Here is a 23,792-nt window from a genome sequence, read left to right as displayed (position 1 = left end):
TACGCCCTGCCGATCGATGCCGCTAGCGTGGCAGGGTGAGCGAGCACATCTCCGCGAGCACGGCCGACGGCGTCGGCCGGATCACGCTCGAACGCCCCCAGGCCCTCAACGCCCTGAGCTACGAGATGATCCGCGCGCTCACCGCGGTGTTCGACGCGTGGCGGCACGACCCCGAGGTGTCGATGGTCGTGATGGATGGCGCGGGCGAGCGCGGGTTCTGCGCCGGCGGCGACGTGCGCGAGCTCTACGGCTACACGACGGCGGGGCACGTCGCCGAGGCGCTGCGGTTCTTCCGCGACGAGTACCGGCTGAACTCGGCCATCGCGCACTACCCGAAGCCCGTCGTGGCGATCATGGACGGCATCACCATGGGCGGCGGCATCGGGCTCGCCGGCCATGCGCGCATCCGCATCGTGACCGAGCGCTCGCGCGTCGCGATGCCCGAGACGCGCATCGGGTTCACGCCCGACGTCGGCGGCACGTGGCTGCTCGGACGCGCGCCGGGCGAGCTCGGCACGCACCTCGCGCTGAACTCGCGGACGATGGACGCGGCCGACGCCATCCACGCGGGCTTCGCCGACGCGTTCGTGCCATCCGAGCGGATCCCGCACCTGCTGCAGGCGTTCGCCGAGCGTGCGGATCCCGGCACGCCGTGGGAGATCGTCATGCTCTTCGACGAGACGCCGGGGCCGTCGGCGCTCGCGGCCGCGCGACCGTGGGTGGACGCCTGTTACTCGGCGCCGACCGTGTCCGGCGTCATCGAGCGGCTGCGTGCGTTCGCCGAGGGCCGGGCGGATGGCTCGGGGCGGGCGGATGCCGCGGCATCCGCCTATGCGGCGGCTGCGGCCGACGAACTCGAGACGCTCTCGCCGACCGCGCTCTCGGTCACCCTCGAGGCGGTGCGGCGCGCACGATCGATGTCCTCTCTCGAGGAGGCGCTCGAGCAGGAGTTCCGCGCCGTATCGTGGTTCATCGGCGAGCACGACCTCCACGAGGGCATCCGCGCCCAGGTGATCGACAAGGACCGCAACCCGAGGTGGGACCCGCCCACGCTCGACGACGTGCCGCCGACCTTGCCGACGCGTGTGCTCAGCGAGCAGCGGCACGACCCCATCTGGCCGGAGCGCGAGGCTACCGCGCGGTCTTGACCGCCGCCTCGAGCGCGACCCACGAGAGCATCGCGCACTTGATGCGCATCACGTACTTCGCGACCCCGTGGAACGCGATGGCGTCGCCGAGCACGTCCTCGTCGGGCTCGCCCTCGCCCTTCGAGCGGAGCATGGTGCGGAACGCATCGGCCGTCGCGAGTGCGTCGTCGATCGAGTGCCCCTGCACGAGGTCGGTGAGCACCGACGCCGATGCCATCGAGATGCTGCAACCGTCGCCCTGCCAGGCGACCTCGTCGATGCGCTCGTGCGCCGGGTCGAGGCGCACGCGCACCGTGATCTCATCGCCGCACGTCGGGTTGAACTCGTGGTGCTCGCCGTCGGCGGCCTCGAGCAGGTGGTCGCCGTGCCGTTCCTTCGAGTGGTCGAGGATGATCTGCTGGTAGAGGCCCTCGAGTGCCGACATCAGGACGCCTCCCGCGCGAGGCCGAAGAAGCCGCGTACCTCGCCGAGCGTGCTGACGAACCGGTCGGCCTCGTCGGCGGTCGTGTACACGTGCGCGCTCGCCCGCGTGGTCGCCGTGATGCCGAGCGCACGGTGCAGCGGCTGCGCGCAGTGGTGGCCGACGCGCACGACGATGCCGGCCTCGTCGAGGAACTGGCCCACGTCGTGGGCGTGCACGCCGTCGACCGAGACGCTCACGAGGCCCGCGCGGCGCTCGCCGGGCTGCGGACCCACGATCCGGACCCCCGGAAGCGCGGCGACGCCGTCGACGACCCGAGCGGCGAAGGCCTCTTCATGCGCGGCGACGGCGTCCATGCCGATGCCCTCGAGGTACCGCACGGCGGCGGCGAGCCCGATCGCCTGCGACACCGCCTGGGTGCCCGCCTCGAAACGGTGCGGCGCGGGCAGGAAGTGCGCCTCCTCGAGCGTCACCTTCGTGATCGTCGATCCTCCCGTGCGCGCCGGGGGCAGGGCGTCGAGCAGCTCCTCGCGACCGTAGAGCACGCCGATGCCGTTGGGCCCGAGCATCTTGTGCGCCGAGAACGCGGCGAAGTCGACGCCGTACGCGGCGAAGTCGACGGGACGGTGCGGCACCGACTGGCATGCGTCGAGCACGACGAACGAGCCGTGCCGGTGGGCGATCTCGGCGATCTCGGCGACCGGCGCGATCATGCCCGTCACGTTCGACACCTCGGCGAACGCGACGATGCGCGTGCGCTCGGTGAGCACCGCCGCGAGGTCGTCGATCGACCAGACCCCGTGCTCGTCGACGCGCACGGGCACGATCCGGGCGCCCGTGCGCTGCGCGACGCGCTGCCACGGCAGCAGGTTGGCGTGGTGCTCGGCCTCGGTGAGCACGATCTCGTCGCCCGGCTGCAGCGCGAACCGCGCGGCATCCCGCCCGCCGATGCCGGCGCTCGCGTCGGCGATGCCGAGCGCGACCATGTTCAGCGCGTCCGTCGCGTTCTGCGCCCACACGATCTCGCGGTCGCCGACGCCGACGAAGCGCGCGACGTCGGCGCGCCCGTCCTCGAAGAGGGTGGTCGACTCGCCGGTCGCCGCACTCGCGCCACGGTGCACCGCGGCGAGGTGGTGTTCGAGGTAGTCGCGTTCCGCGTCGAGCACCGCCGTGGGGCGCTGGGACGTGGCCGCGGAGTCGAGGTACGCGGTCGGTCGGTCGTGGCCGGACGAGGCGAAGGCGGGGAAGTCGAGGCGGATGTCGCGGACCAGACGGCCGCCGACGGCGTCGGCGTCGGTGTGAGTCATCCCCTCCATCGTCTCACGCGCGGGGGCACGGACGGCTGGGAGGGGAAGGCCGGGCAGCGCGTGCACCGTCGGCGCCGCGACATCCGGCACCCCATTCGGTAGCGTGGGCCCGTGAAGACCCACCACCTGCGCACCCACCGGAGCGATGAGGACCTCGCGCGTGAGGGCCAGCTCGCCTGGCAGCTCGCGGCCGTCGCGACGGATCCCGTCGAGGTCGACGACGAGGTCGTCGACATGGTCGTCAACCGGGTCATCGACAACGCGGCCGTCGCGGCGGCCTCGCTCGCCCGTCGGCCGGTGGTGGCCGCGCGCAGCCAGGCGCTGACGCATCCGGTGTCGATCGGCGGCGACGGCGCCACGGTCTTCGGGGCGGATGCCGCGCGGCGGACCTCGCCCGAATGGGCCGCCTGGGCGAACGGCGTGGCCGTGCGCGAACTCGACTTCCACGACACGTTCCTCGCCGCGGACTACTCGCACCCGGGCGACAACATCCCGCCCGTGGTGGCGGTCGCGCAGCACCTCGCCGCGGCGCGCGGGCTCACCGGGCGCGACCTGGTGCGCGGCATCGCGACCGGCTACGAGATCCAGATCGACCTCGTCAAGGCCATCACGCTGCACGCCCACAAGATCGACCACGTCGCGCACCTCGGGCCGTCGGCCGCGGCCGGCATCGGCACGCTGCTCGGCCTCGACCAGGAGACGATCTTCCAGGCCATCGGGCAGGCGCTGCACACCACCACGGCCACGCGGCAGTCGCGCAAGGGCGAGATCTCGACGTGGAAGGCGTACGCGCCGGCGTTCGCCGGGAAGATGGCGGTCGAGGCGGTCGACCGGGCCATGCGCGGCGAGACCAGCCCGGTGCCCATCTACGAGGGCGAGGACGGAGTGATCGCCTGGCTGCTCGGCGGCCCCGAGGCGACGTACGACGTACCCCTGCCCGACGCAGGCGAGGCGAAGCGCGCCATCCTCGACTCGTACACCAAGGAGCACTCGGCCGAGTACCAGGCGCAGGCGCTCATCGACCTCGCGCGCAAGATCCACGACGAGTACCCGCTGATCCTCGACGACCCCGATCGCGTCGACTCGATCACCATCCACACGTCGCACCACACCCACAACGTGATCGGCTCGGGCGCGAACGACCCGCAGAAGTACGACCCGGATGCCTCGCGCGAGACGCTCGACCACTCGATCCCGTACATCTTCACGGTGGCCCTGCAGGACGGCACGTGGCACCACGCCGACTCGTACGCCCCCGAGCGCGCGCATCGCCCCGACACCGTCACGCTCTGGCGCAAGGTCGCGACCGTCGAGGACCCCGAGTGGACCCGGCGCTACCACTCGCTCGACATCGGCGAGAAGGCGTTCGGCGGGCGCGTCGTCATCCGCCTCGCCGACGGCAACGAGATCGTCGAGGAGATCGCCGTCGCCGACGCCCACCCCCTCGGCGCCCGGCCCTTCGGTCGCGAGCAGTACGTCGAGAAGTTCCGCACGCTCGCCGAATGGGTGCTCGAGCCCGCCGAGATCGACCGATTCCTGGAGGTCGCGCAGCGGCTGCCCGAGCTCGGCCCCGACGAGCTGCACCAGCTCACGTTCACCGCCGCCCCCGGCGCCCTCAACGGCGTGGAGCCCCCCACCGGCCTGTTCTAGCGATCGGATCACAGGAGAATCGGCGATCCGCAGGGCGCAGGGACGCGATTCGGTCCTGCAGATCGCGGGATCTCCTGTGATCGCCGCCGACAGCGCCCGCGCCGTAGGCTGGGGGAGCGACCGCGCTGGAGCGGACGCCGAATCCCACGAGGAGCACGATGAGCGAGCAGACCCCGCAGGCGGCCCCCGCGTCCGAGGCCGCCTTCCAGCCGCAGATCTTCAAGGGCCTGGCGGGCGTGCCCGTCGACTACACCGCGATCTCGAAGGTGAACCCGGAGACGAACTCGCTGCTGTACCGCGGCTACCCGGTGCAGGAGCTCGCGGCATCCGTCACCTTCGAGGAGGTCGCGTACCTGCTCTGGAACGGCGAGCTCCCGGATGACACGCAGCTCGCCGCCTTCGAGGAGCTCGAGCGCAGCCATCGCGGCCTCGACCACGAGACCAAGCGCATCGTCGACGAGCTGCCGCTCACGGCGCACCCCATGGACGTCGTCCGCACGGCCGTCAGCGTCATCGGCGGGAGCGACCCGGCGACCCCCGACGACTCGCCAGAGGCGAACCTCGAGAAGTCCATCCGCCTGTTCGCGAAGCTGCCGTCGATCGTCACCTACGACCAGCGCCGTCGCCACGACCTCGAGTTCGTCGAGCCGCGGCTCGACCTCGGGTACTCCGCCAACTTCCTCTGGCAGGCGTTCGGCGAGACGCCCGAACTCGAGGTCGTCAACGCGTTCGACACCTCGATGATCCTGTACGCCGAGCACTCCTTCAACGCGTCCACCTTCACGGCCCGCGTGATCGCGTCGACGCTCTCCGACCTGTACTCGGCCGTCACCGGCGCGATCGGCGCGCTGAAGGGCGCGCTGCACGGCGGTGCGAACGAGGCCGTCATGCACGCGTTCGACGAGATCGGCCTCGGCGACGGCGCGGGCGATCGGGCGGTCGCCTGGCTGGATGCCGCGCTCGCCGAGAAGCGCAAGATCATGGGCTTCGGGCACCGCGTCTACAAGAACGGCGACTCGCGGGTCCCGACCATGCGCGACGCGCTCGAGCGGATGGTGGAGCACTACGACCGCCCGGACATCCTCGAGGTCTACACCGCGCTCGAGCAGGCGATGGAGGAGCGCAAGCACATCAAGCCGAACCTCGACTACCCGGCGGGCCCGACCTACCACCTCATGGGATGGGACACCGAGATCTTCACGCCCCTGTTCGTGGCGAGTCGCGTCACCGGGTGGACCGCGCACGTCATGGAGCAGAACGCCGCGAACGCGCTCATCCGCCCGCTCTCGGTGTACAACGGACCCGACGAGCGGCACGTGCCGCCGCGCGGCAACGCATCGGGCGAGCCGGCCGCCTGAGTCGCGCCGCTTCGCGGCTGCGCACAACGCCGCCCCTAGGCATCCGGCATCGCACTGTGCCCGACCACCAAGGTGGAGACTTCCACGACGGATCGGGCATACAGTCGTGGATCATGCACATGCTGTTCCGCACCCTGCTCCACGTGCTGCTCCTGTCGCGGCGCAAGCCGAGCCTCGGTCACTACGAGGTCGCGCGCACCCGGTTCATCACGTTGCCGACCGACCTCGACGTCAACCGGCACATGAACAACGGCGTGTACTTCTCGATCATGGATGTCGCACGGTTCGACATGCTCGTGCGCAACGGCGTCTTCGGCATCATGCGCGCGAAGGACTGGTACCCGGTCGTCGCGAGCGAGACGATCACGTTCCGCAAGTCGCTCAACCTGTGGCAGCGGTTCACGATCGAGTCGCGGCTGGTCGGCTACGACGAGAAGGCGGTGTACGTCGAGCAGCGCTTCGTGCGGCCCGCGGCCGGTGGCACGCCCGAGGTCTACGCGCAAGGTTTCATCCGCGCGCGGTTCCTGCGCAAGGGCGGCGGCACGGTGCCGGTGACCGAGCTCGTCGAGGCGTTCGGCACTCCGCCGGCGGAGGACGAGCTGCCCGCGTGGATCGAGCGCTGGGGTGCGGATGTGGCCCTGCCCGCGACGCGCGCGGCCGCGCCATCCGTCTGGCACTGACCCGCGCGGACGGGCCGCCGACATGGATTCGGGCCGGATATCGCGCAACCGGCCCCTGTGAAGAACGGGCGATTCGCGGAATACTTGCTCTCGCGAGGCAACGGTCGGGCGAGGAGGACAGGATGCCGTTTCGCAGTCTGAGGACGATCCAGTCGTGGCTGGACGAGTTCGATCAGCTCGGCTACCACTTCGGCGGTGACCTCAGGGTCATCCAGCAGGACGGCGCGGACGGCGCGGACACGGGCCTCGTCTCGGTCCGCCTGGTCAATGCGGCCACGGTCATCACGATCCAGCCCGAGGTCCTCGGGGCCCCCAGCTGGAAGGTGACCATGGAGCCCCGGGATGAGACGGTGACGATGGATGCGCCGGCGGTGCTCAACCTCGCCGCGGAACTCGCGGTCGTCTCCGCGCTGTGCGCGTTCCTGCAGGCGAAGTCGCTCGCGTTCGTCGGCGTCGATTCCGCCTGACGGGGCCGCCGGACGTCATCTGGATGCTGCGGTGGCAGCGTCCGTGAAGGCGTCGAGCGTCGTCGCGAATTGCCGGCCGGCGTCGAGGTCGCCGGCGTTCGCCGCCACGTTGAAGGCGTCGTCGAACCTCGTCAGTTCCGACCAGGGCGCCGCGGCGAGATCGATCGTGAGGGTGAGGCGGTTGACGCGCCGGTCTGCCGCGTCGACGTCACGGCGGACTGCGCCGCGTTCCACGAGGCGATCGATCAGGGTGGTGACGCCCGCGGAGCTGATGCCGAGGTAGCTGGACAGCATTCCCGGGCGGGTTCCCGGATGGTCCGCGACGAACAGGAGGGCGCGGGCGTCGAGCTCGTTGATCCGCAGCACGCGGCGCGCCTCGATGAGGGCTGCCGACCGCGCGTTGACATAGCGCAGCAGCGCCTCTGCGAGGGACGAAGTATCCGGACGTCCCGACTCCATGGCCTCCCGGCCTCCTTCTGGATCGGCGGTCAGGGCCACCCTAGCAGGAACTCTCGGAAGCTTGATTTCTAGAATATTTATCTAAGTTTCCGAAGTAACTCTGATAGACTGGAGGCTCAGCCCGTCCGATGCGTCCCACGACGACTCGTCGCCGGGCACCCGACGGAAGGAACGGCGATGGGCGCCTTGTACTACGGCAGCTACAGCGAGCCGGTCGACATCCCCGACCCGCTCCTGGCTCACGTCAAGATGGTGTTGACCACGAAGTTCCGGCGCAAGGAGCGGCTGACGCTCTCGTTGGTCTCCCCGGCGGGCTCACGCCGCGGCCGTACGACGCTGTGGCTCGACCCCTCCATCCCGTTGCGGTTCGTCTTCGACTCAGCCGAGGTCCCGGCTCTCGATGCCGGGCTGCTGCGCGAGCTCGCCGATGCCGCCAACTCCGTGCGCGGAGTCGTCCTCGAACTCGACTCCGTCGAGGTCTCCGTCGAGGAGCCCGTCGAGGTTCCCGTCCTCGCGGCAGTCAGCTGAGCGGTCGCGACGGCGAGCCTAGGTCCGAGCCTTCCAGGGCACTACGACCTCCTTCACGATGAGCAGGATGCCGGCCGCGACGGGGATCGCGACGAGCGCACCGGGCAGCCCGGCGAGCGTGCCACCCGCCAGCGCGGCGATGAGGACGATCGAGCCGGGCACCTGCACGGCCTTGCTCATCACGCGCGGTGTCAGTATGTAGGCCTCGACCTGCATGTAGACGAGCATGGCGACCAGCACGATGAGGGCTGCCGTCGGCGAGACGAACAGCGACAGCGCGGTCATGACGATGGTGGTCAACACGGTGCCGATGAGCGGGATCAGCGTGATGAAGAACGCGGCGACCGAGATGACGAGCGCGAACGGCTGGCCCACGAGCGTGAGCAGGATGAAGCTGTACACCGCGTTGAAGAACGCGAGAATCACCATCCCGCTGAGGTACCGGCCGACGTTCTGCATGATCCGCTCGGCATAGCCGACGACGCGCTCGCGATGCGATGCCGAGATGAGCGTGTAGATCGCGGCCTTCGAGGTGTCGAGCGTGGCCGTGAAGTAGATCGTCAGCACGAAGATGAAGAAGCCCGACGAGATCCCGCCGATGATGGCGATGCCGATGTTGAGCGCACCGCCGCCGATGGTCGCCCACGTGGTGGGATCGGCGAGGAGGTCGACGAACCAGGCGTAGACGTTGCCGATCACACCCCCCGAACCCGACACGGCGTCCTGGTACCAGTCCTGTTGCTGCAGCTTGGCGTACAGGTCGGGCAGCGACGCGATGAATGCCGCCGCCTGCGAGATCACGAGCGGCACGAGGAGCCAGAGCATGCCCGCGATCACCACCACGAACAACAGGATCACGGTCACGATCGCGAACCCGCGGCGCATGCCATGCCTCTCGAACCACCGCACCAGCGGATCGAGGCCGAGGGTGATGAAGATCGCCGCGAACACCGAGAACACGACGCCCGACAGGCTCAGCAGCGCGGCCGCGATCGCCAGCGCCACGAGTACGCCCGCGGTGGCGATGAACGCCCACACGAACGGGCGGTTCGCCATCATCCCGCCGGTCGGCGCCGGATCGGGAGCGTCGGCGCGCACCTCGCGCGCGCGCCGGCTGATCGCCTTCAGCGTCCGACTTCCGTCACGGGCGCCGGCACGTGCAACGCCCGGTACGTGTCGACCAGCCCGGGGTCGTAGTCGGTCCACTCGGGAAGGGCACGCCCCGCCCGCACCGCGGCCAGCCGGTCGAGGTAGTAGTCGCAGCGGGGCCCGACGGCCGGGGCGTCGGAGCCGGTGTGCAGCCGGTGCCCGAGCGTGAGCGTCGTCATGCCCCCGGCCTCGCGGAGGTGGCAGTACACCCGGACCGTGGACTCGTCCTCGCCGATATCGGCGCGCACCCGATGCGGCGGCTCCCACAGGAGCACCGAGGCGTTCCGCCACTCGGCCTCGTCGCCCGACATCCGGAACCTGACCGCACCTGTCGACGGGATGCCCGTGTAGGTGCCGATCCACGCCTGCATCGCGTTCGGATTCGTCAGCGAGTACCAGACCTCCTCGATGGGAGCGTGGAAGAGCCGGTCGAACTGGAGGTAGAGCCCGTCGTCCTTGCGAACGTAGTGGCCGGTCGCCCGAGTGATGGTCATCGTCGCCCCCTGCGTGTCGTCCTGACCTCAGGCTAACCGGGGCGGCATCGCAGGGCTAGAGTGACGCGCATGGGCAGCTCTGGATCGAAGCCACGTACCGGCCGCCCCTCCGGGGGACGCACGACCACGACCCAGCAGGAGGAGGCACTGCACCTTCCCGAGGGTCACCAGACGATGTGGGGATGGTTCGCGGGCATCATCGTGCTCGCGCTGATCGCGGTGCCGCTCAGCGCGGCATTCTCGTTCGCGACCAACCCGCGCACGCAGCAGCTCTTCGCGGGTCGCCTCTCCGAGGCGACGGCCGGGGGCTACCAGGCGTTCTGGTGGGTCGTCACGCTCATGCTGATCGCGCTCCCGATCCTCGTGGGCTACGGCGTCGCGAAGCTCTCGGGCCGCGCGCTCGCGATCGTCGGCGGCGTGGTGGCGCTGTTCGTGATCGCGATCCTGGTGCTCGGCCAGATGTTCGTCTTCTAGTCGACGAGCGGATGGCGCGGCGCGGCGTCGCGCCATCCGGCTCGCAGGCTCACGGCAGCTCGCCCTCGAGCACGGCCATGGCCGCGTTGTGGCCGCCGATGCCGCTCACGGCACCGCCGCGGACCGCACCCGAGCCGCACAGCAGCACGCGCGCGTGCGCGGTGGCGACGCCCCAGCGCTCGGCCGGCGTCCCGAGCTCGGCGTCGGGCTCGGCCCACGGCCAGGACAGCGCCCCGTGGAAGATGTTGCCGCCGGGCATGTTCAGCGCCTCCTCGAGGTCGCGCGTCGTCTTCACCTCGATGCAGGGGCGGCCCGCGGCATCCGTCGCGACCACGTCGGCGATCGGCTCGGCCAGCACCGAGTCGAGCGAAGCGAGCACGGCGTCGCGCAGCCGGTCGCGCAGCTCGTCATTGCCGAAGCGGTCGACGAGGCGGTCGGGCACGTGCAGGCCGAACACCGTGAGGGTCTGCGCGTCGGAGTCGGCGAGCTCGGGGCCGAGGATGGTCCGGTCGCTCAGCGTGTGGCAGTAGATCTCGCACGGCAGCGGGTCGGGCAGCTCGCCGCTCGCGGCCTGCTGGAACGCGGCGTCGAGCTGGGTGCCGAGCTCGTTGATGTGGAACGTGCCCGCGAACGCCTGCTCGGGCGGGACGGTCTCGTCGAGCAGCCGCGGCAGGCGCGTGAGCAGGAGGTTCACCTTGACCTGTGCGCCCTCGGGCACCTCGAGCCGCTCGACCCGACGGCGGGCGTACTCGGGCAGCGGCACCTCGTCGTCGGCGGTGAACGGCGCCTCGTCGCGCGGCGCCACTGCGGGGTCGGCGGTCGCGAGCGCCGCGTCGGCGGCCGCCGGGTTCGCCACCAGGCGGTCGAGCACGAACGGGGCGACGTTCGCGAGCACGACGTGGGCGCGCGCCATCCGCTCGCTGCCGGCCTCGACCCAGCGCACCTCGCCGGTCTCGGCGTCGATCGCCGTGACCTCGGCCTCGGTGCGCAGGCTCGCGCCCGCCTCGCGCCCGGCTCGCGCCAGTTCGCACGTGACCGCGCCCATGCCGCCCACCGGGACGTCCCAGTCACCCGTACCGCCGCCGATCACGTGGTACAGGAAGCAGCGGTTCGCGTCGAGGGCCTCGTCGCCGAGGTCGGTGAACGTGCCGATGAGCCCGTCGGTCGCGACGACGCCGCGCACAAGGTCGTCGGTGAAGCGCGCATCGATGGCCTCGCCGAGCGGGCGTTCGACGAGCTCGGTCCAGAGGCGGTCGTCGCCGACGAGCGCGCGCGCCTCGTCGCGGGTCGGCAGCGGTTCGGTCAGCGTCGGGAAGAGCGCCTCGCCGAGGCGCGCGGTGTCGGAGTAGAACTCCTGCCACGCGTCGACGTCGTCGGCCGCGCCGACCCGGGCGAACGCGTCGCGCGCTGACTCGGCATCCGCTTCGACATCGACGAGCAGCCCGCGGCTCGGGTCGCGCGGGTCGGGCGTGTACGACGAGAAGCGCCGGCGCACGAGGCGCACGTCGAGGCCGAGGTCGTCGATGATGCGCTGCGGCATGAGGCTCACGAGGTAGGAGTACCGGCTGAGGCGCGCGTCGACGCCGTCGAACGCCTGCGCCGAGACGGCCGCGCCGCCGAGGTGGTCGTCGCGCTCGAGCAGCAGCACGCGCTTGCTGGCGCGCGCGAGGTACGCGGCGGCGGTGAGTCCGTTGTGCCCGCCGCCGACGATCACGACGTCGTGGTCGGGGGAGGGGGCCGCGGTGCGGTCGGCGTCGGCGGGGTCGGCGGCGGGGTGCGCTTCGGTGGGCATCCATCGAGCGTAGACGAGCGGGTGGCGCGCCCTGCCGGTCGCGCCACCCGCGCCGCCGCCCGCCGGTTCAGCGTGCGCGGCGCATCGAGCGAACGCCGAGCACCAGCCCGATCGCGCAGGTGACCACCGCGGCGATCACGCCCCCGACGATCGACGGGTCGCCGAACTCGCCCGCGAGCAGCGCACGCTCCGCGTCGACGAGGTAGCTGAGCGGGTTCACGGCGGCCGCGACCTGCATCCACGCGGGTCCGTCCTCGAGCGGCAGCAGCATGCCCGAGAGGATCATGAGCGGGAAGAGCAGCGTCTGGTGCACCATCCAGAACATCCAGTCCCGGTTGCGGCACGCGAGGGCGAGCGTGTAGCTCAGGGCGCCGAGCCCCACGCCGAACACGGCGAGCACGAGCAGGCCGGCGACGAGGCCGGGCACGTCGAGCCGGAACCCGAACGGCACCGCGACGAGCACCACGATCGTGCCCTGGATCACGAGCGGCACGACGTCCTTCAGCGCCCGGCCGACGAGCAGCGCGCCGCGCGAGAGCGGGGCCACGAGCGTGCGCTCGTGCGATCCGGTCTGCATCTCGAAGAGCAGGTTCGCGCCGGTCGACGCCGTGCCGAACAGCGCGACCATGACGAGGATGCCGGGGACGAACCACTGCAGCGTGCTCGCGACGTCGCCACCCGCCGCGCCGACGAGCAGTGGGCCGAAGAGGCCGAGGAAGACGAGCGGCTGCACGAGCGAGAAGACGACGCTGAACGGGTCGCGGATGAGCGGTCGGGTCTCGCGGACGAACACCGCGGCGGTGTCGTGCACGAACCCCGTGGGTCGAGCGGATGGCGCGGACCGCGCGTCGCGGGCAGGAGTCGGAGCGGTGGTGGGTCGGGTGAGCGTGTTCATGAGAATGGTCCTTCCGGTCAGGCGGCGGCGGGTTCGGTGTCGGACTTGGTCGCGGCACCCTCCTCGCGGAGGGACCGGCCGGTGAGGGCGAGGAACACGTCGTCGAGGGTCGGCGCCCGGTGCGTCGCCGCGAGCACGTCGAGTCCGGCGTGGTCGAGGTCGCGGATCCAGCGGGGGATCGCCCGATCACCGCCGGGCGCAATAACGGTCACGACGGCGCCGTGCACCTCGCCGCCGACGCGCGATGCCGCGGCCGCGGCATCCGTCGCCGAACCGAACTCGAGCGTGACCCGGTCGCCGCCGAGCTGCTGCTTGAGCGCGGGCGCGGTGTCATCGGCGATGACGCGTCCGTGGTCCATGACCATGACGCGCTCGGCGAGCTCGTCGGCCTCGTCGAGGTAGTGGGTGGTGAGGAAGATCGTCGTGCCGGTCGTGCGCCGCAGCTCGACGATGTGCTCCCACAGGTTCGCACGGCTGTGCGGGTCGAGCCCGGTCGACGGCTCGTCGAGGAACAGCAGCTCGGGCCGGTGGATGAGCCCGAGCGCGATGTCGACGCGCCGCTTCTGGCCGCCCGAGAGCGACTGCACCTGGCGACCGGCGACCTGCCCGAGCTCGAGCGACTCGATGAGCTCGTCGGCCCGCGACCGGGTCTCGCGGCGCCCCATCCCGTAGAACGCGCCCTGGGCATGCAGCTCGTCGCGCACGCGCTGTGTGTGCCCGCCCGAATCGCCCTGCCCGACGTAGCCGATGCGGCGGCGCACGCCGGCCGGGTCGAGGCGGATGTCGCACCCCGCGACGGTCGCGTCGCCGGCCGTCGGCGGCAGCAGCGTCGTGAGCATGCGCAACGTGGTCGACTTGCCCGCGCCGTTGGGCCCGAGGAAGGCGACGAGCTCGCCCTCGGCGACGGCGAGGTCGACCTCGCGCACGGCCTCCACGGGCTGTCCCTTCGCGCGGAACGTCTTGGTGAGGCCCCGCGCCGTGATCATCTGGTTCGTCATGGGTCGAGCCTCTCGCGGCTTGCGGACAGTTCCTGTCCGCAATGGGAGGAGAATCATGGGCATGGCCGCGACCACCACCCGCACGCTCGAACTGCTCTCGCTCCTGCAGAGCCACCGCCACTGGACGGCGCGCGAGTTGGTCGGCCGACTCGACGTGTCGGAGCGGACGCTTCGGCGCGACGTCGAGCGGCTCCGCGAGCTCGGCTACTCGATCGAGTCGACGCGCGGCGTGGCCGGCGGCTACCGACTCGAGGCGGGCACCGGACTGCCGCCGCTGCTGCTCACCGACGACGAGGGCGTCGCGATCGCGGTCGGCCTGCGATCGCAGGCGGCTGCCGGGCTGCGCGGCGCCGAGCACACGACCCTCAGCGCGCTCGCCAAGATCGAGCAGGTGCTCCCGCCCGCGCTGCGGCGGCGCATCGAGGCGCTGCAGGCGGTCGCGACACCCGCAGCGCCGTCCGGTTCGGCGACCGGTCCCGCGCCATCCGTCGACAGCGACCTGCTCGGGCTGCTCGCGTTGTGCTGCCGCGACAGCGAGCGCATCCGCATGCGGTACACGGATGCGTCGGGCGCGCCATCCGCTCGATCGATCGAGCCGCACCGGCTCGTGCCGCTCGGCCGGCGCTGGTACCTGCTCGCGTGGGACCGCGACCGCGACGACTGGCGCACGTTCCGCCTCGACCGGATCGCCGACGTGTTCCCGACGCGCGTGCGGTTCGAGCCGCGGCCGCTCTCCGACGAGGACGCGCTCGAGCGCGTGCAGCGCGCGGTGCGCTGGCGGGACCGGGGCATGACGGCGCGCATCGTGGTCGACCTGCCGCTCGAGGAGTTCCGCGCGCGGCTCGGCTGGTGGGCGCGCGATGCCGTGGCGACCGCCGACGGCGCCGGCACCGAGTGGCCGATCGAGGGCGAGTCGGTGCAGGCGGTCGCCGCGGCGCTGCTCTGGGTGCCCGAGGGGGTCGGATGTCGCGTCGAGGGCTCGCCCGACCTGCTCGCGTTCCTGCGGGCCCAGGCCGCCCGCTTCGCGGCCGCCGCCGTCACGGTCGCCGCGCTCCCATCACCCTGACGCCGAGTCCCGGGTTCGCGCGGGTCCACCCGCCCCAACTCGGGATTCGCGGGCACGCGTGGGGTGTGCACGGTGGGCGCGATCGTTCGAGTCCCGGGTTCGCGCGGGCTGCACCCGCAGCAACCCGGGACTCACGGCATCAGGGCGGTGCGGGGGTGGCGGGTGTCGGCGGAGTGGGGTCGAATGGGCGCATGGACATCGCCTTCATCGCGGGTTTCGGTCCGATCGGCACCGTCGACTCGACGTCGCACGACTTCTGGGCCGGCGCGCTCGGCATCCCGTTCCACGAGAACTCGCCCCGCTACTTCCACACCGAGGAGGTCGAGGGCGCGAAGGCGTTCGCGATCTGGCCCCTCGACCAGGCCGCCGAGGCGACGTTCGGCACCACCGAGTGGCCGGCCGACCGGCCCGAGCCGCAGGCGTGGATCGAGTTCGACGTCGCCTCACCCGAGGCCGTCGCGCCCGCGGTCGAGGAACTGCGCGCGAAGGGCCTCGAGATCCTCGTCGAGGCGCACGAGGAGCCGTGGGGGCAGACCACGTCGCGCCTCATGAGCCCTGAGGGCCTGCTCGTCGGCGTGAGCTACACGCCCTGGATGCACGACGCGGGCTGAGCCCTCAGTCCTCGCGCTCGAGCTGCCCGATCTGCGCGCCGTCCGACGCGAGCACGGTCATGGTGTCGCCCGAGACCTCGGCGACGCTCAGCTGCGACAGCCAGTCGTCGACGCCCTCGCATGCCATCCGGGTCGACGCGACGTTCTCGAAGACGATCTGGTCGGCTTCGTCCACCGACCAGGTGCCCTTGAGGGTGTTGCAGCCGTCGCTGCCGGTGAGGTCGCCGCCGTCCTCGAGCACGAGGTAGGGGGTGTTCGTGCCCGACGAGTCGCCCCAGGTGCCGGTCGGATCGACGTCCCCGCCGCTCACGTCGCCTTCCTCGCCCGCGCAGCCGGCGAGGGCGAACACGATGGCGATGCCGCCGGCGAGCGCGAGTCCGTGAGGTCTCCTCATGCTCGAAGCGTAGACCCGCGTCCGCATCGCGGTCACGCCCGCGTTCTGGTCGGAGGGGGCCGGTCCGCTCCGGTCCGATCGGCGCCTACGAGAGCGCGTCGGGCCGACCGCTGCGCGCGGCGGCGCGCGCCAGCGCATCGCGTGCCGCGACCACGGCGGGTCGCCGCGCTGCCGCCTGCCGCGTCGACGAGAAGACCTCGCGCTCGGGCTCGCCGGGAAGCGGCAGGAGCTGCACGCTCGGCGCCTCGCCCGCCCAGACGAGGTCGGGCAGCAGCCCGACGGCGTTGCCCGACCGGATCAGCCGGATGTGCGCCATGAGGTCCGCGGTCTCGAACCGGACGTCGGGCTCGAAGCCGGCCTGCCGGCACAGCTGCTCGGCCCACTCGCGCGACGCGGTGCCCTCGGGCTCGAGCACCCAAGGGCGAGCGGATGCCGCGGCGAGGGCGTGGTCGACGGATGTGGTCTCGAGCCGGCGCTGCGCGCCTCCTCGACCACCGGTGTGCGCGCCGAGTCGACCACCGGCCCCGAGCGGCGGCAGCGCGAGCCGGATGGCGTCGCGCGCGAGCGGCACGCGGTCGAGCTCGGGATGCAGCGGACGCGTGTAGCCCGGGTACTGCTCGGCGACCACGAGGTCGAAGTCGCGCGCCGCCACGTCGAAGAGCGCGAGCTCGGGTTCGCGCTCCGTGATCTCCACGCGTAGGGAGGGGTGCTCGGCGGCGAGGAGCGTGAGCGCCTGCGGGACCACGGCGTGGGCGGCCGACTGGAACACGGCGATGCGCACCGTGCCGCCGACCGTGGTGAGGGAGCGCGCGACATCCGCCTCGGCCTCTTCGAGCCGTTCGAGCACGGCCTGCGCGTGCCCGACGAGCACCTGCGCCTGGGGTGTGAGCTGCACGCGGCGGCCGACCTGCACGAGCAGGGGCACGCCGACCTCCTTCTCGAGCTGGCTCAACTGCTGCGAGACCGACGACGGGCTGTATGAGAGGGCCTCGGCGACCGCGGTGAGCGTGCCGCGCTGACTGAGCTCGACGAGCAGGCGGAGGCGGCGCACGTCGAGCATGGCGTGCCTCCTTCCGTCGCGACATCCGACCCCGAGAGAATGTTCGGGAAGCACGAACAGTATGCATCGGATTCATTCGCTGTACTGAACGGATGGATGAGCGCACACTGGAGGTGCCGGGTGCGCACCACCCCCGCGCGCCCTCCGAGACGAAGGACCACGCCGTCGTGACCACATCCAAGCTGCTTCCCGAGACCGTGCCGAGCACCGACCACGTCGTCGCGCTCGTCGAGCGCTGGCTCACCGAGAGCGCCCAGTACCCCGTCGATCCCGCGGCGCAGCGGCTCGCGGGCGTCCTGAAGGACCCGAACGGGCTCGCGTTCACCGTGGGATTCGTCGACGGCGTCATGCGTCCGGAGGACCTCGGCGTCGCCGGCCGCAACCTCGCCGAGGTCGCGAAGCTCACGCCCAAGTTCCTGCCCGCGTACCTGAAGGGCGCGATCCGGCTCGGCGGTGCGATGGCGCCGACGTTCCCGTGGCTCGTCATCCCGATCGCCCGCCGCGTGCTGCGCGCCATGGTCGGCCACCTCGTGCTCGACGCGACGCCCGAGAAGCTCGGCCCCGCGATCGCGAAGCTGCGCGAATCGGGCAACCGACTCAACCTCAACCTGCTCGGCGAAGCGGTGCTCGGCGAGGCCGAAGCCGACCGGCGCCTGAAGGGCACCTACGACTTCCTGGCGCGCGACGACGTCGACTACGTCTCGATCAAGGTGTCGAGCGTCGTGAGCCAGCTCTCGATGTGGTCGTTCGACGAGGCCGTCGAGAAGGTCGTCGCCAAGCTCACGCCGCTGTACGAGCTCGCCGCGAAGGGCGCGGCTGCCGGCACGGCGAAGTTCATCAACCTCGACATGGAGGAGTACCGCGACCTCGACCTCACGATCGCGGTCTTCAAGAAGGTGCTCGAGCAGCCGCAGCTTCAGCAGCTCGAGGCCGGCATCGTCCTGCAGACCTACCTGCCCGACGCGCTCGGCGCCATCCAGGACCTCACCGAGTGGGCGCAGGCCCGCCGTGCCGCGGGCGGCGCCCCGATCAAGGTACGCGTCGTGAAGGGCGCGAACCTCGCCATGGAGGAGGTCGACGCCGCCATCCACGACTGGCCGCTGGCGACGTACGACCGCAAGCAGGACTCCGACACGAACTACAAGCGCGTGCTGCACTGGTCGATGACGCCCGAGCGCATCGACGCGGTGCGGCTCGGCGTTGCGGGCCACAACCTGTTCGACGTCGCCCACGCCTGGCTCACCGCGAAGGAGCGCGGCGTCGAGCACGGCGTCGAGTTCGAGATGCTGCTCGGCATGGCGACCGGCCAGGCCGCCGCGGTCCGCGGCGACGTCGGCCGCCTCCTGCTCTACACGCCGGTCGTGAACCCGTCCGAGTTCGACGTCGCGATCGCGTACCTCATCCGCCGCCTCGAGGAGAACGCGAGCCAGGACAACTTCATGTCGGCCGTGTTCGAGCTCTCCGAGAACCGCGCGCTGTTCGAGCGCGAGCGCGACCGCTACCTGCGCTCGCTCGCCGCGCTCGAGACCGAGACCGAGGCTGCGGGGGCGGATGGCGCGGCGCCGCGTGCGAACCGCACGCAGAACCGCCGCACCGAATGGACCGAGCCGGCGACCGCACGGGTCTCCGCGACCGTCGACGCCGCTGCCGCGCCCGCGCCCGGCGAGGAGCACGAGGGATCGCTCACGAGCGTCGTGCTCGGCATCACGCGCGGCTCGGCGCTCGACGGCGAGCTGACCGATGACGCGGCCGCCGCGGCATCCGGTCTCACCGGCTCGGGCGTCACGCCGGGCTTCCACAACGAGCCCGATACCGACCCCGCGCTCGCCGCGAACCGCGACTGGGGCCGCCGGATCCTCGAGCGCGTGCCCGGCTCGACGCTCGGCATCGACACGCTGAAGGCCAACCGCATCGAGACCGTCGACGAGCTCGAGCAGCTCATGACCTCGGTCGTCGCGCGCGGCACCGAGTGGGGGGCGCTCTCGGGCGACGAGCGTGCCGCGGTGCTGCACCGCGCGGGCCTCGCGCTCGCCGCGAACCGCGACCGGCTCATCGAGGTCATGGCGGCCGAGACCGGCAAGACCATCGCCGAGGCCGACCCCGAGATCAGCGAGGCCATCGACTTCGCGCACTACTACGCCGAGCGGGCCCGCGAGCTCGACCGCGTGCAGGGCGCGCGGTTCGTGCCGTCGAAGCTGACCGTCGTGACGCCGCCGTGGAACTTCCCGGTCGCGATCCCAGCGGGCGGCGTGCTCGCCGCGCTCGCCGCGGGCTCGGGCGTGATCATCAAGCCCGCGAAGCTCTCGCAGCGCTCGGGCGCGATCATGGTCGAGGCGCTGTGGGAGGCGGGCATCCCGAAGGACCTCCTCGCGCTCGTCGACCTCGGCTCGCGTGAGCTCGGCACCAAGCTCGTCTCCGACGAGAAGGTCGACCGCGTCATCCTCACCGGCGCGTACGAGACGGCCGAGCTGTTCCGCTCGTTCCGCCAGGACCTGCCCCTGCTCGCCGAGACCAGCGGCAAGAACGCGATCATCGTGACGCCGTCGGCCGACCTCGACCTCGCGGCATCCGACGTCGTCAAGAGCGCGTTCGGCCACGCCGGCCAGAAGTGCTCTGCCGCGTCGCTCGTGATCCTCGTCGGCTCGGTCGCGAAGTCCGAGCGGTTCCGCCGCCAGCTCGTGGACGCCGCGACCTCGCTGCGCGTCGGCTGGCCCGAGAACCCCGTGAGCCAGATGGGCCCGATCGTCGAGCCCGCCGACGGCAAGCTGCTGCACGCGCTCACTGAGCTCGGCGCCGACGAGGAGTGGCTCGTCGAGCCGCGTCAGCTCGACGCGACCAATCGGCTGTGGTCGCCCGGCATCCGCGCGAACGTGAAGCCCGGCTCGTACTTCCACCTCACCGAGTTCTTCGGCCCCGTGCTCGGCGTCATGCACGCGAAGGACCTCGACGAGGCCATCCGCTTCCAGAACGCGGTCGACTACGGCCTGACGGCGGGCCTGCACTCGCTCGACTCGGACGAGCTCGCGACGTGGCTCGCGAACGTCGAGGCGGGCAACCTCTACGTCAACCGGGGCATCACGGGTGCGATCGTGCAGCGCCAGCCGTTCGGCGGCTGGAAGCGCTCGGCGGTCGGCGCGGGAGCCAAGGCCGGTGGCCCGAACTACCTGTTCGGCCTGGGCGACTGGGAGCCCGTGCAGGACGAGCCGAGCCGCTCGCTGCACCTGCGCGGCCTCGAGCAGCGCGTCACCGAGCTCATCGAGGCGTCGCAGCCGTCGCTCGACTACGAGTCGTTCGAGGTGCTCCGCCGCTCGGCGCTCTCCGACGAGGTCGCATGGGCCGAGGAGTACGGCACGGTGAAGGATGTCTCGGGCCTCGGCGTCGAGCGCAACCTGTTCCGCTACCTCCCCACGGCGGTCACGATCCGCGTCGGCGAGGATGCCACGCTCGCCGACGGCCTCCGCGTCCTCGCGGCGGGCCTGCTCGCGAAGTCGGCGCTGGCCGTCTCGACGGCGCACGAGCTGCCGAAGGGCGTCCGCGCGCTGCTCGCGGCCCGCGACATCCGCGTGGTGCGCGAGGGCGATGCCGGATGGCTCGACCGCGCTCGCAAGGGCGAGATCACCGGTCGCGTGCGGCTCGTCGGCGGTTCCGCCTCAGCGCTCGCGGAGGCGACGGGCGGCACGCCCGATCTCGCGGTGTGGTCGCACCCGGTCACCCCGTCGGGCCGCGTGGAGCTGCTGCCGTTCCTGCACGAGCAGGCGGTGTCGATCACGAACCACCGCTTCGGCAACCCGACGACGATCTCCGAGGGCGTCATCTAAGGCGGTCATCGGATGCCACGAGGGGGCGGTCGCGCGAGCGGCCGCCCCCTTCGCGTGGGCGCCGCTCGACTGTCGCGCGGCCGGCGACCGTTTCCGATCGGCTCATGTCAGCCGGGCCTCACATGAGGCCGCGCTGACACGAGACAGGCGGACGTGCTCGTCACGGGTGTCAGACAACGGTTCAGGAGGCCGAGGCTGCGCGCCGGGGCCAGGGCGCCCACCGCCCGTCGGGAGGAAGGGCCGCGAGCGCCGCGGCGACCGCCTCGCGGGGCAGGTCGTCGGCACGGACGGACCCCGACTGGGTGCCGACTCCGGGCACGGAGAGCGAGAAGGCGACGCCGTGTCCGCTCGACGGGACGACGTGCTCGCGGTAGCCGCCATCGACGACGGCCTGCACGTGCCACTCCAGGTCGCCGGCGAGGTAGTCCACGTCCTCGTCGCACGCGTCGCATCCGCAGACGGGGAAGAGGAAGTCGTGCAGCGCTCCGGCGTGCAGGATCACCGAGGGGAACGAGGTGAAGACGAACGTGAGCGGCGCGGCCGCGGCATCCGCCGGTGTGATGCGGATGGCTCGGACGACGTCGTCGCGCGGGTGGACCATGTCCGACGCCAGGTCGGGACCATCGTCGACCGCGACGGCGTACTCCTCGACGAGGTGTGCGATGAGCGCCTCGGCGACCTCGTGGAGCGGACGGAACCGATCGAGGTGGCTCGTGCGCGAGTACGACTCGGGCGGCGGATCGCCGCCGTCCCACCGACGCCCGTACGCGATGGGCGTGCCATCCTCGTCACGGAAGATCGGCGACTCGATCGGCGGCCGACGGTAGGAGTCCATGCGTCAGCCGAGCAGGTGACGTTCGAACGACTCGAACGTGCCGGGGCGGGAGACCACGACGAGCCGGTCGCCGGGCTCGCACGGGCGGTCGGGCGGCTCGACGAGCTCGGGCGCGCCCTCCCGTACGACCGCCAGCACGGCCAGGTCGCCGCGCTCCTCGGCGGGCACGATCGCCGCGATCTCGCCGACGAGCCGGCCGACCACGGGCGACCCCGCCGGCACGGTCGCGGTCCGGACCTGCACTGCTCCGCCGGCGTGCGGGCCGCGATACGAGCTCGTCACGAATCGCATGCCGGCGAGCAGCGACGCGAACGCGGCCGCCTCGGTCTCGCTCAGCTCGACGGTGGCCGTCGCGGCATCCCGGTCGGGCGGCACCACGTCGAGCTGCACGATGCGCTCGACGGGGTCGGAGTGCACACCGAGCGTCGTGCCGTCGTCGAGCGTGACCTGGAACTGGCGAGCGGGCCCGGCGATCGGGTGCTCGACGATGTGGAACTCGCCCTCAGTCGGGTCCTGGTCGGTCATCGATCCTCCTGCGGGTGCGAGATGCCCCCAGTATCGCCCCACCGGATGGCCCGAGGTCGCCGTTCGGACGCGCGCCGGCGCCCGATCCCACGGACGATGTGCTTGCCGCGCGAGCCGAGGGTGCGCTAGACACGGAGGCGGGCCGTCCGGTCCGAACTGTTCGTCATTCGGGGGAACCGAGCAGGGGGTCGATCGATGTCGACGACGACCGATCAGCAGCAGACCGCGTCGAAGCTGAGCCTTCCCGCGCTGACCGGCATGGTGGTCGGGTCGATGGTCGGCGCCGGCGTGTTCCAGCTCCCCGCCCGCTTCGCGAGTGAGACGGGCGTCTACGGCGCCCTGATCGCCTGGTCCATCGCGGGACTCGGCATGCTGACCTTGGCCCTCGTCTTCCAGACGCTGGCGGTGCGCAAGCCCGAGCTGGACAACGGCGTGTACGTGTACGCCCGGGAGGGCTTCGGGCTGTATCCCGGCTTCCTCTCCGCGGTGGGATTCTGGGCCTCGGCCTGCGCCGGGAATGCCTTCTACTGGGTCCTCATCATGACCACCCTCTCGCAGCTCTTCCCCGACCTGGAGCCCGTGCTCGGGCAGGGCGACACCTGGCCGGCGTTCATCATCTCCGTGGCGGCGGTCTGGGGGTTCTTCCTCCTGATCCGGCGCGGGGTCCGCGAGGCTGCGGGCATCAACTTCATCGTGACCGTGGCGAAGCTCGTCCCCCTCGCGCTCTTCCTGGTCCTCGTGGTCTTCTTCCTCGACTGGGACGTCTTCGTCGGCAATCTCAGCGGTGGGGCGGATGTGCCGGGCGGCGAGTCGCTCTTCCTGCAGGTCCAGGGGACCATGCTCATCACGGTCTTCGTCTTCCTCGGCATCGAGGGGGCGAGCGTGTACTCGCGGCATGCGCGCAAGCGCGAGGATGTCGGCAAGGCGACCGTGCTCGGGTTCCTCTCCGTGCTCGCGCTCTTCGCGTCGATCTCGATCCTGTCGTACGGCATCCTTCCCAAGGACGAGATCGCCGCCCTGCCGCAGCCCTCGGTCGGCGGCGTGCTCGAGGCCGCCGTCGGCCCGTGGGGCGGCGTCTTCATCCGCGTCGGCCTGATCATCTCCGTGCTCGGCGCGTACCTCGCGTGGCAGCTGCTTGCCGCTGACGTCGTCTACGCGGCCGCTCGCGACAACGACCTGCCTCGGTTCTTCGCCAAGCTCAATGCACGCGACGTCCCCGAGAACGCGGTGCTCTGGACGTCGATCCTCGTGAGCGCCATCCTCTTCGCCGTGCAGTTCGTCGGCAACGCGCTCGATTTCACGCTCGACCTCACGGCCGCGCTCGCACTTGCACCGTACGCGTTGGCAAGCGCCTACGCCGTGAAGATCGCGGTGCAACGCGACGGGTACATCGACACCGAGCCGGGGCGACGCAACCGCGAACTCGTCGTCGCGGCGATCTCGACGGCGTACACGCTCTTCCTCATGTGGGCGGCCGGGTACGTCTTCCTCTTCCTCGCGTGCATCCTGCTCGCCCCGGCAACCGCCCTGTACGTGATCGCCCGTCGACAGGGCAAGGGGAAGGTCTTCACCGCACCAGGACTCGCGATCTTCATCGTGGTCCTCGCCTTCGCCGTGATCGGCATCGTCCTGCTCGCCACCGGCGTCGTGCAGATCTGACCAG

Annotated in this window: 23 protein-coding genes; 11 read left to right on the top strand and 12 right to left on the bottom strand. The window is 71.5% G+C overall.

Annotated elements, in window-relative coordinates:
• The first annotated feature begins 35 nt into the window (after positions 1-35).
• Positions 36-1,148, top strand: coding sequence for an enoyl-CoA hydratase/isomerase family protein (locus ACFQ58_RS01275; RefSeq protein WP_376948753.1), 1,113 nt, complete (start codon positions 36-38; stop codon positions 1,146-1,148).
• On the opposite strand, the gene sufU is transcribed toward ACFQ58_RS01275, so the two are convergent.
• Together sufU and ACFQ58_RS01265 are read right to left on the bottom strand one after the other, a co-directional pair.
• Positions 1,132-1,572: a Fe-S cluster assembly sulfur transfer protein SufU gene (gene sufU / locus ACFQ58_RS01270; protein WP_376948751.1), complete on the bottom strand. Its 441-nt coding sequence runs from the start codon at positions 1,570-1,572 to the stop codon at positions 1,132-1,134. The two genes, ACFQ58_RS01275 and sufU, sit on opposite strands and share 17 nt — an antisense overlap.
• A complete protein-coding gene (locus ACFQ58_RS01265; protein WP_376948749.1) occupies positions 1,572-2,876 on the bottom strand; it encodes an aminotransferase class V-fold PLP-dependent enzyme in 1,305 nt (434 codons plus the stop codon). The genes sufU and ACFQ58_RS01265 overlap by 1 nt, the downstream gene beginning before the upstream one ends.
• A 111-nt stretch (positions 2,877-2,987) precedes the next feature.
• On the opposite strand from ACFQ58_RS01265, the gene ACFQ58_RS01260 reads away from it, so the two are divergent.
• The 4 genes from ACFQ58_RS01260 to ACFQ58_RS01245 all read left to right on the top strand — a co-directional run bounded on the left by ACFQ58_RS01260 (position 2,988) and on the right by ACFQ58_RS01245 (position 7,031).
• A complete protein-coding gene (locus ACFQ58_RS01260) occupies positions 2,988-4,526 on the top strand; it encodes an MmgE/PrpD family protein (RefSeq protein WP_376948747.1) in 1,539 nt (512 codons plus the stop codon).
• 158 nt (positions 4,527-4,684) lie between these two features.
• Positions 4,685-5,884, top strand: coding sequence for a bifunctional 2-methylcitrate synthase/citrate synthase (locus ACFQ58_RS01255; protein WP_376948745.1), 1,200 nt, complete (start codon positions 4,685-4,687; stop codon positions 5,882-5,884).
• Between the two features lie 119 nt (positions 5,885-6,003).
• A complete protein-coding gene (locus ACFQ58_RS01250; RefSeq protein ID WP_376948743.1) occupies positions 6,004-6,564 on the top strand; it encodes an acyl-CoA thioesterase in 561 nt (186 codons plus the stop codon).
• Between the two features lie 122 nt (positions 6,565-6,686).
• Positions 6,687-7,031 (top strand): hypothetical protein, encoded by a 345-nt coding sequence (locus ACFQ58_RS01245; RefSeq protein WP_376948741.1) that lies wholly within the window; start codon positions 6,687-6,689, stop codon positions 7,029-7,031.
• Positions 7,032-7,046: 15 nt separating this feature from the next.
• Here the strand turns inward: ACFQ58_RS01245 and ACFQ58_RS01240 are convergent, their stop codons facing one another.
• Positions 7,047-7,529: a MarR family winged helix-turn-helix transcriptional regulator gene (locus tag ACFQ58_RS01240; protein WP_376948739.1), complete on the bottom strand. Its 483-nt coding sequence runs from the start codon at positions 7,527-7,529 to the stop codon at positions 7,047-7,049.
• A gap of 138 nt (positions 7,530-7,667) precedes the next feature.
• On the opposite strand from ACFQ58_RS01240, the gene ACFQ58_RS01235 reads away from it, so the two are divergent.
• On the top strand, positions 7,668-8,018 hold the full coding sequence (locus tag ACFQ58_RS01235; protein WP_376948737.1) for a hypothetical protein: 351 nt from the start codon (positions 7,668-7,670) through the stop codon (positions 8,016-8,018).
• An 18-nt stretch (positions 8,019-8,036) separates the two neighbouring features.
• Here the strand turns inward: ACFQ58_RS01235 and ACFQ58_RS01230 are convergent, their stop codons facing one another.
• Together ACFQ58_RS01230 and ACFQ58_RS01225 are read right to left on the bottom strand one after the other, a co-directional pair.
• Positions 8,037-9,077 carry an AI-2E family transporter gene (locus ACFQ58_RS01230; RefSeq protein WP_376948735.1) on the bottom strand — a complete coding sequence of 347 codons (1,041 nt, stop codon included), beginning with the start codon at positions 9,075-9,077 and terminating at the stop codon, positions 8,037-8,039.
• A gap of 65 nt (positions 9,078-9,142) precedes the next feature.
• The gene (locus ACFQ58_RS01225; RefSeq protein ID WP_376948733.1) at positions 9,143-9,661 is read right to left on the bottom strand and encodes an SRPBCC domain-containing protein; all 519 of its coding nucleotides are present in this window, start codon (positions 9,659-9,661) and stop codon (positions 9,143-9,145) included.
• Positions 9,662-9,730: 69 nt separating this feature from the next.
• Between ACFQ58_RS01225 and ACFQ58_RS01220 the strand changes: the two genes are divergently transcribed.
• Complete coding sequence (locus ACFQ58_RS01220) at positions 9,731-10,135, top strand: hypothetical protein (protein WP_376948731.1); 405 nt, start codon at positions 9,731-9,733, stop codon at positions 10,133-10,135.
• Positions 10,136-10,184: 49 nt separating this feature from the next.
• On the opposite strand, the gene ACFQ58_RS01215 is transcribed toward ACFQ58_RS01220, so the two are convergent.
• The 3 genes from ACFQ58_RS01215 to ACFQ58_RS01205 form a co-directional block, all read right to left on the bottom strand.
• Positions 10,185-11,927 carry a phytoene desaturase family protein gene (locus ACFQ58_RS01215; RefSeq protein ID WP_376948729.1) on the bottom strand — a complete coding sequence of 581 codons (1,743 nt, stop codon included), beginning with the start codon at positions 11,925-11,927 and terminating at the stop codon, positions 10,185-10,187.
• A gap of 67 nt (positions 11,928-11,994) precedes the next feature.
• Positions 11,995-12,822, bottom strand: a complete 828-nt coding sequence (locus ACFQ58_RS01210; protein WP_376948727.1) for an ABC transporter permease — start codon at positions 12,820-12,822, stop codon at positions 11,995-11,997.
• A gap of 17 nt (positions 12,823-12,839) precedes the next feature.
• Positions 12,840-13,820, bottom strand: a complete 981-nt coding sequence (locus ACFQ58_RS01205; RefSeq protein ID WP_376948725.1) for an ATP-binding cassette domain-containing protein — start codon at positions 13,818-13,820, stop codon at positions 12,840-12,842.
• Between the two features lie 61 nt (positions 13,821-13,881).
• Here ACFQ58_RS01205 and ACFQ58_RS01200 point away from each other — a divergent pair, with 61 nt between their 5' ends.
• Together ACFQ58_RS01200 and ACFQ58_RS01195 are read left to right on the top strand one after the other, a co-directional pair.
• Positions 13,882-14,886: a helix-turn-helix transcriptional regulator gene (locus ACFQ58_RS01200; RefSeq protein ID WP_376948723.1), complete on the top strand. Its 1,005-nt coding sequence runs from the start codon at positions 13,882-13,884 to the stop codon at positions 14,884-14,886.
• A 191-nt stretch (positions 14,887-15,077) separates the two neighbouring features.
• Positions 15,078-15,497 carry a VOC family protein gene (locus tag ACFQ58_RS01195; protein WP_376948721.1) on the top strand — a complete coding sequence of 140 codons (420 nt, stop codon included), beginning with the start codon at positions 15,078-15,080 and terminating at the stop codon, positions 15,495-15,497.
• 4 nt (positions 15,498-15,501) lie between these two features.
• On the opposite strand, the gene ACFQ58_RS01190 is transcribed toward ACFQ58_RS01195, so the two are convergent.
• Positions 15,502-15,891, bottom strand: coding sequence for an META domain-containing protein (locus ACFQ58_RS01190; RefSeq protein ID WP_376948719.1), 390 nt, complete (start codon positions 15,889-15,891; stop codon positions 15,502-15,504).
• Between the two features lie 85 nt (positions 15,892-15,976).
• Positions 15,977-16,951, bottom strand: a complete 975-nt coding sequence (locus tag ACFQ58_RS01185) for a LysR family transcriptional regulator (RefSeq protein ID WP_376948718.1) — start codon at positions 16,949-16,951, stop codon at positions 15,977-15,979.
• A gap of 92 nt (positions 16,952-17,043) precedes the next feature.
• Here ACFQ58_RS01185 and ACFQ58_RS01180 point away from each other — a divergent pair, with 92 nt between their 5' ends.
• Complete coding sequence (locus ACFQ58_RS01180) at positions 17,044-20,769, top strand: bifunctional proline dehydrogenase/L-glutamate gamma-semialdehyde dehydrogenase (RefSeq protein WP_376948716.1); 3,726 nt, start codon at positions 17,044-17,046, stop codon at positions 20,767-20,769.
• 181 nt (positions 20,770-20,950) lie between these two features.
• On the opposite strand, the gene ACFQ58_RS01175 is transcribed toward ACFQ58_RS01180, so the two are convergent.
• Both ACFQ58_RS01175 and ACFQ58_RS01170 read right to left on the bottom strand, forming a co-directional pair.
• Positions 20,951-21,604 carry a DUF6226 family protein gene (locus ACFQ58_RS01175; RefSeq protein WP_376948714.1) on the bottom strand — a complete coding sequence of 218 codons (654 nt, stop codon included), beginning with the start codon at positions 21,602-21,604 and terminating at the stop codon, positions 20,951-20,953.
• A gap of 3 nt (positions 21,605-21,607) precedes the next feature.
• Complete coding sequence (locus ACFQ58_RS01170) at positions 21,608-22,129, bottom strand: TrkA C-terminal domain-containing protein (RefSeq protein WP_376948711.1); 522 nt, start codon at positions 22,127-22,129, stop codon at positions 21,608-21,610.
• 195 nt (positions 22,130-22,324) lie between these two features.
• On the opposite strand from ACFQ58_RS01170, the gene ACFQ58_RS01165 reads away from it, so the two are divergent.
• On the top strand, positions 22,325-23,788 hold the full coding sequence (locus ACFQ58_RS01165; RefSeq protein ID WP_376948709.1) for a basic amino acid/polyamine antiporter: 1,464 nt from the start codon (positions 22,325-22,327) through the stop codon (positions 23,786-23,788).
• The last annotated feature ends 4 nt before the right edge of the window (positions 23,789-23,792 follow it).

Source organism: Agromyces sp. NPDC056523 (assembly GCF_042794545.1).
In the GTDB taxonomy this organism is placed as follows: domain Bacteria; phylum Actinomycetota; class Actinomycetes; order Actinomycetales; family Microbacteriaceae; genus Agromyces.
Note: the sequence above shows the minus strand (reverse complement) of the source record. Positions and strands in the feature narration are given on the sequence as shown.

Bases quoted from the DNA above. Each gene is read 5' to 3' on its own strand.
- sufU (WP_376948751.1), bottom strand. From the start codon at position 1,572: ATGTCGGCACTCGAGGGCCTCTACCAGCAGATCATCCTCGACCACTCG.
- ACFQ58_RS01265 (WP_376948749.1), bottom strand. From the start codon at position 2,876: ATGACTCACACCGACGCCGACGCCGTCGGCGGCCGTCTGGTCCGCGAC.
- ACFQ58_RS01255 (WP_376948745.1), top strand. From the start codon at position 4,685: ATGAGCGAGCAGACCCCGCAGGCGGCCCCCGCGTCCGAGGCCGCCTTC.
- ACFQ58_RS01250 (WP_376948743.1), top strand. From the start codon at position 6,004: ATGCTGTTCCGCACCCTGCTCCACGTGCTGCTCCTGTCGCGGCGCAAG.
- ACFQ58_RS01245 (WP_376948741.1), top strand. From the start codon at position 6,687: ATGCCGTTTCGCAGTCTGAGGACGATCCAGTCGTGGCTGGACGAGTTC.
- ACFQ58_RS01235 (WP_376948737.1), top strand. From the start codon at position 7,668: ATGGGCGCCTTGTACTACGGCAGCTACAGCGAGCCGGTCGACATCCCC.
- ACFQ58_RS01230 (WP_376948735.1), bottom strand. From the start codon at position 9,077: ATGATGGCGAACCGCCCGTTCGTGTGGGCGTTCATCGCCACCGCGGGC.
- ACFQ58_RS01225 (WP_376948733.1), bottom strand. From the start codon at position 9,661: ATGACCATCACTCGGGCGACCGGCCACTACGTTCGCAAGGACGACGGG.
- ACFQ58_RS01220 (WP_376948731.1), top strand. From the start codon at position 9,731: ATGGGCAGCTCTGGATCGAAGCCACGTACCGGCCGCCCCTCCGGGGGA.
- ACFQ58_RS01215 (WP_376948729.1), bottom strand. From the start codon at position 11,927: ATGCCCACCGAAGCGCACCCCGCCGCCGACCCCGCCGACGCCGACCGC.
- ACFQ58_RS01210 (WP_376948727.1), bottom strand. From the start codon at position 12,822: ATGAACACGCTCACCCGACCCACCACCGCTCCGACTCCTGCCCGCGAC.
- ACFQ58_RS01205 (WP_376948725.1), bottom strand. From the start codon at position 13,820: ATGACGAACCAGATGATCACGGCGCGGGGCCTCACCAAGACGTTCCGC.
- ACFQ58_RS01200 (WP_376948723.1), top strand. From the start codon at position 13,882: ATGGCCGCGACCACCACCCGCACGCTCGAACTGCTCTCGCTCCTGCAG.
- ACFQ58_RS01195 (WP_376948721.1), top strand. From the start codon at position 15,078: ATGGACATCGCCTTCATCGCGGGTTTCGGTCCGATCGGCACCGTCGAC.
- ACFQ58_RS01190 (WP_376948719.1), bottom strand. From the start codon at position 15,891: ATGAGGAGACCTCACGGACTCGCGCTCGCCGGCGGCATCGCCATCGTG.
- ACFQ58_RS01185 (WP_376948718.1), bottom strand. From the start codon at position 16,951: ATGCTCGACGTGCGCCGCCTCCGCCTGCTCGTCGAGCTCAGTCAGCGC.
- ACFQ58_RS01180 (WP_376948716.1), top strand. From the start codon at position 17,044: ATGGATGAGCGCACACTGGAGGTGCCGGGTGCGCACCACCCCCGCGCG.
- ACFQ58_RS01175 (WP_376948714.1), bottom strand. From the start codon at position 21,604: ATGGACTCCTACCGTCGGCCGCCGATCGAGTCGCCGATCTTCCGTGAC.
- ACFQ58_RS01170 (WP_376948711.1), bottom strand. From the start codon at position 22,129: ATGACCGACCAGGACCCGACTGAGGGCGAGTTCCACATCGTCGAGCAC.
- ACFQ58_RS01165 (WP_376948709.1), top strand. From the start codon at position 22,325: ATGTCGACGACGACCGATCAGCAGCAGACCGCGTCGAAGCTGAGCCTT.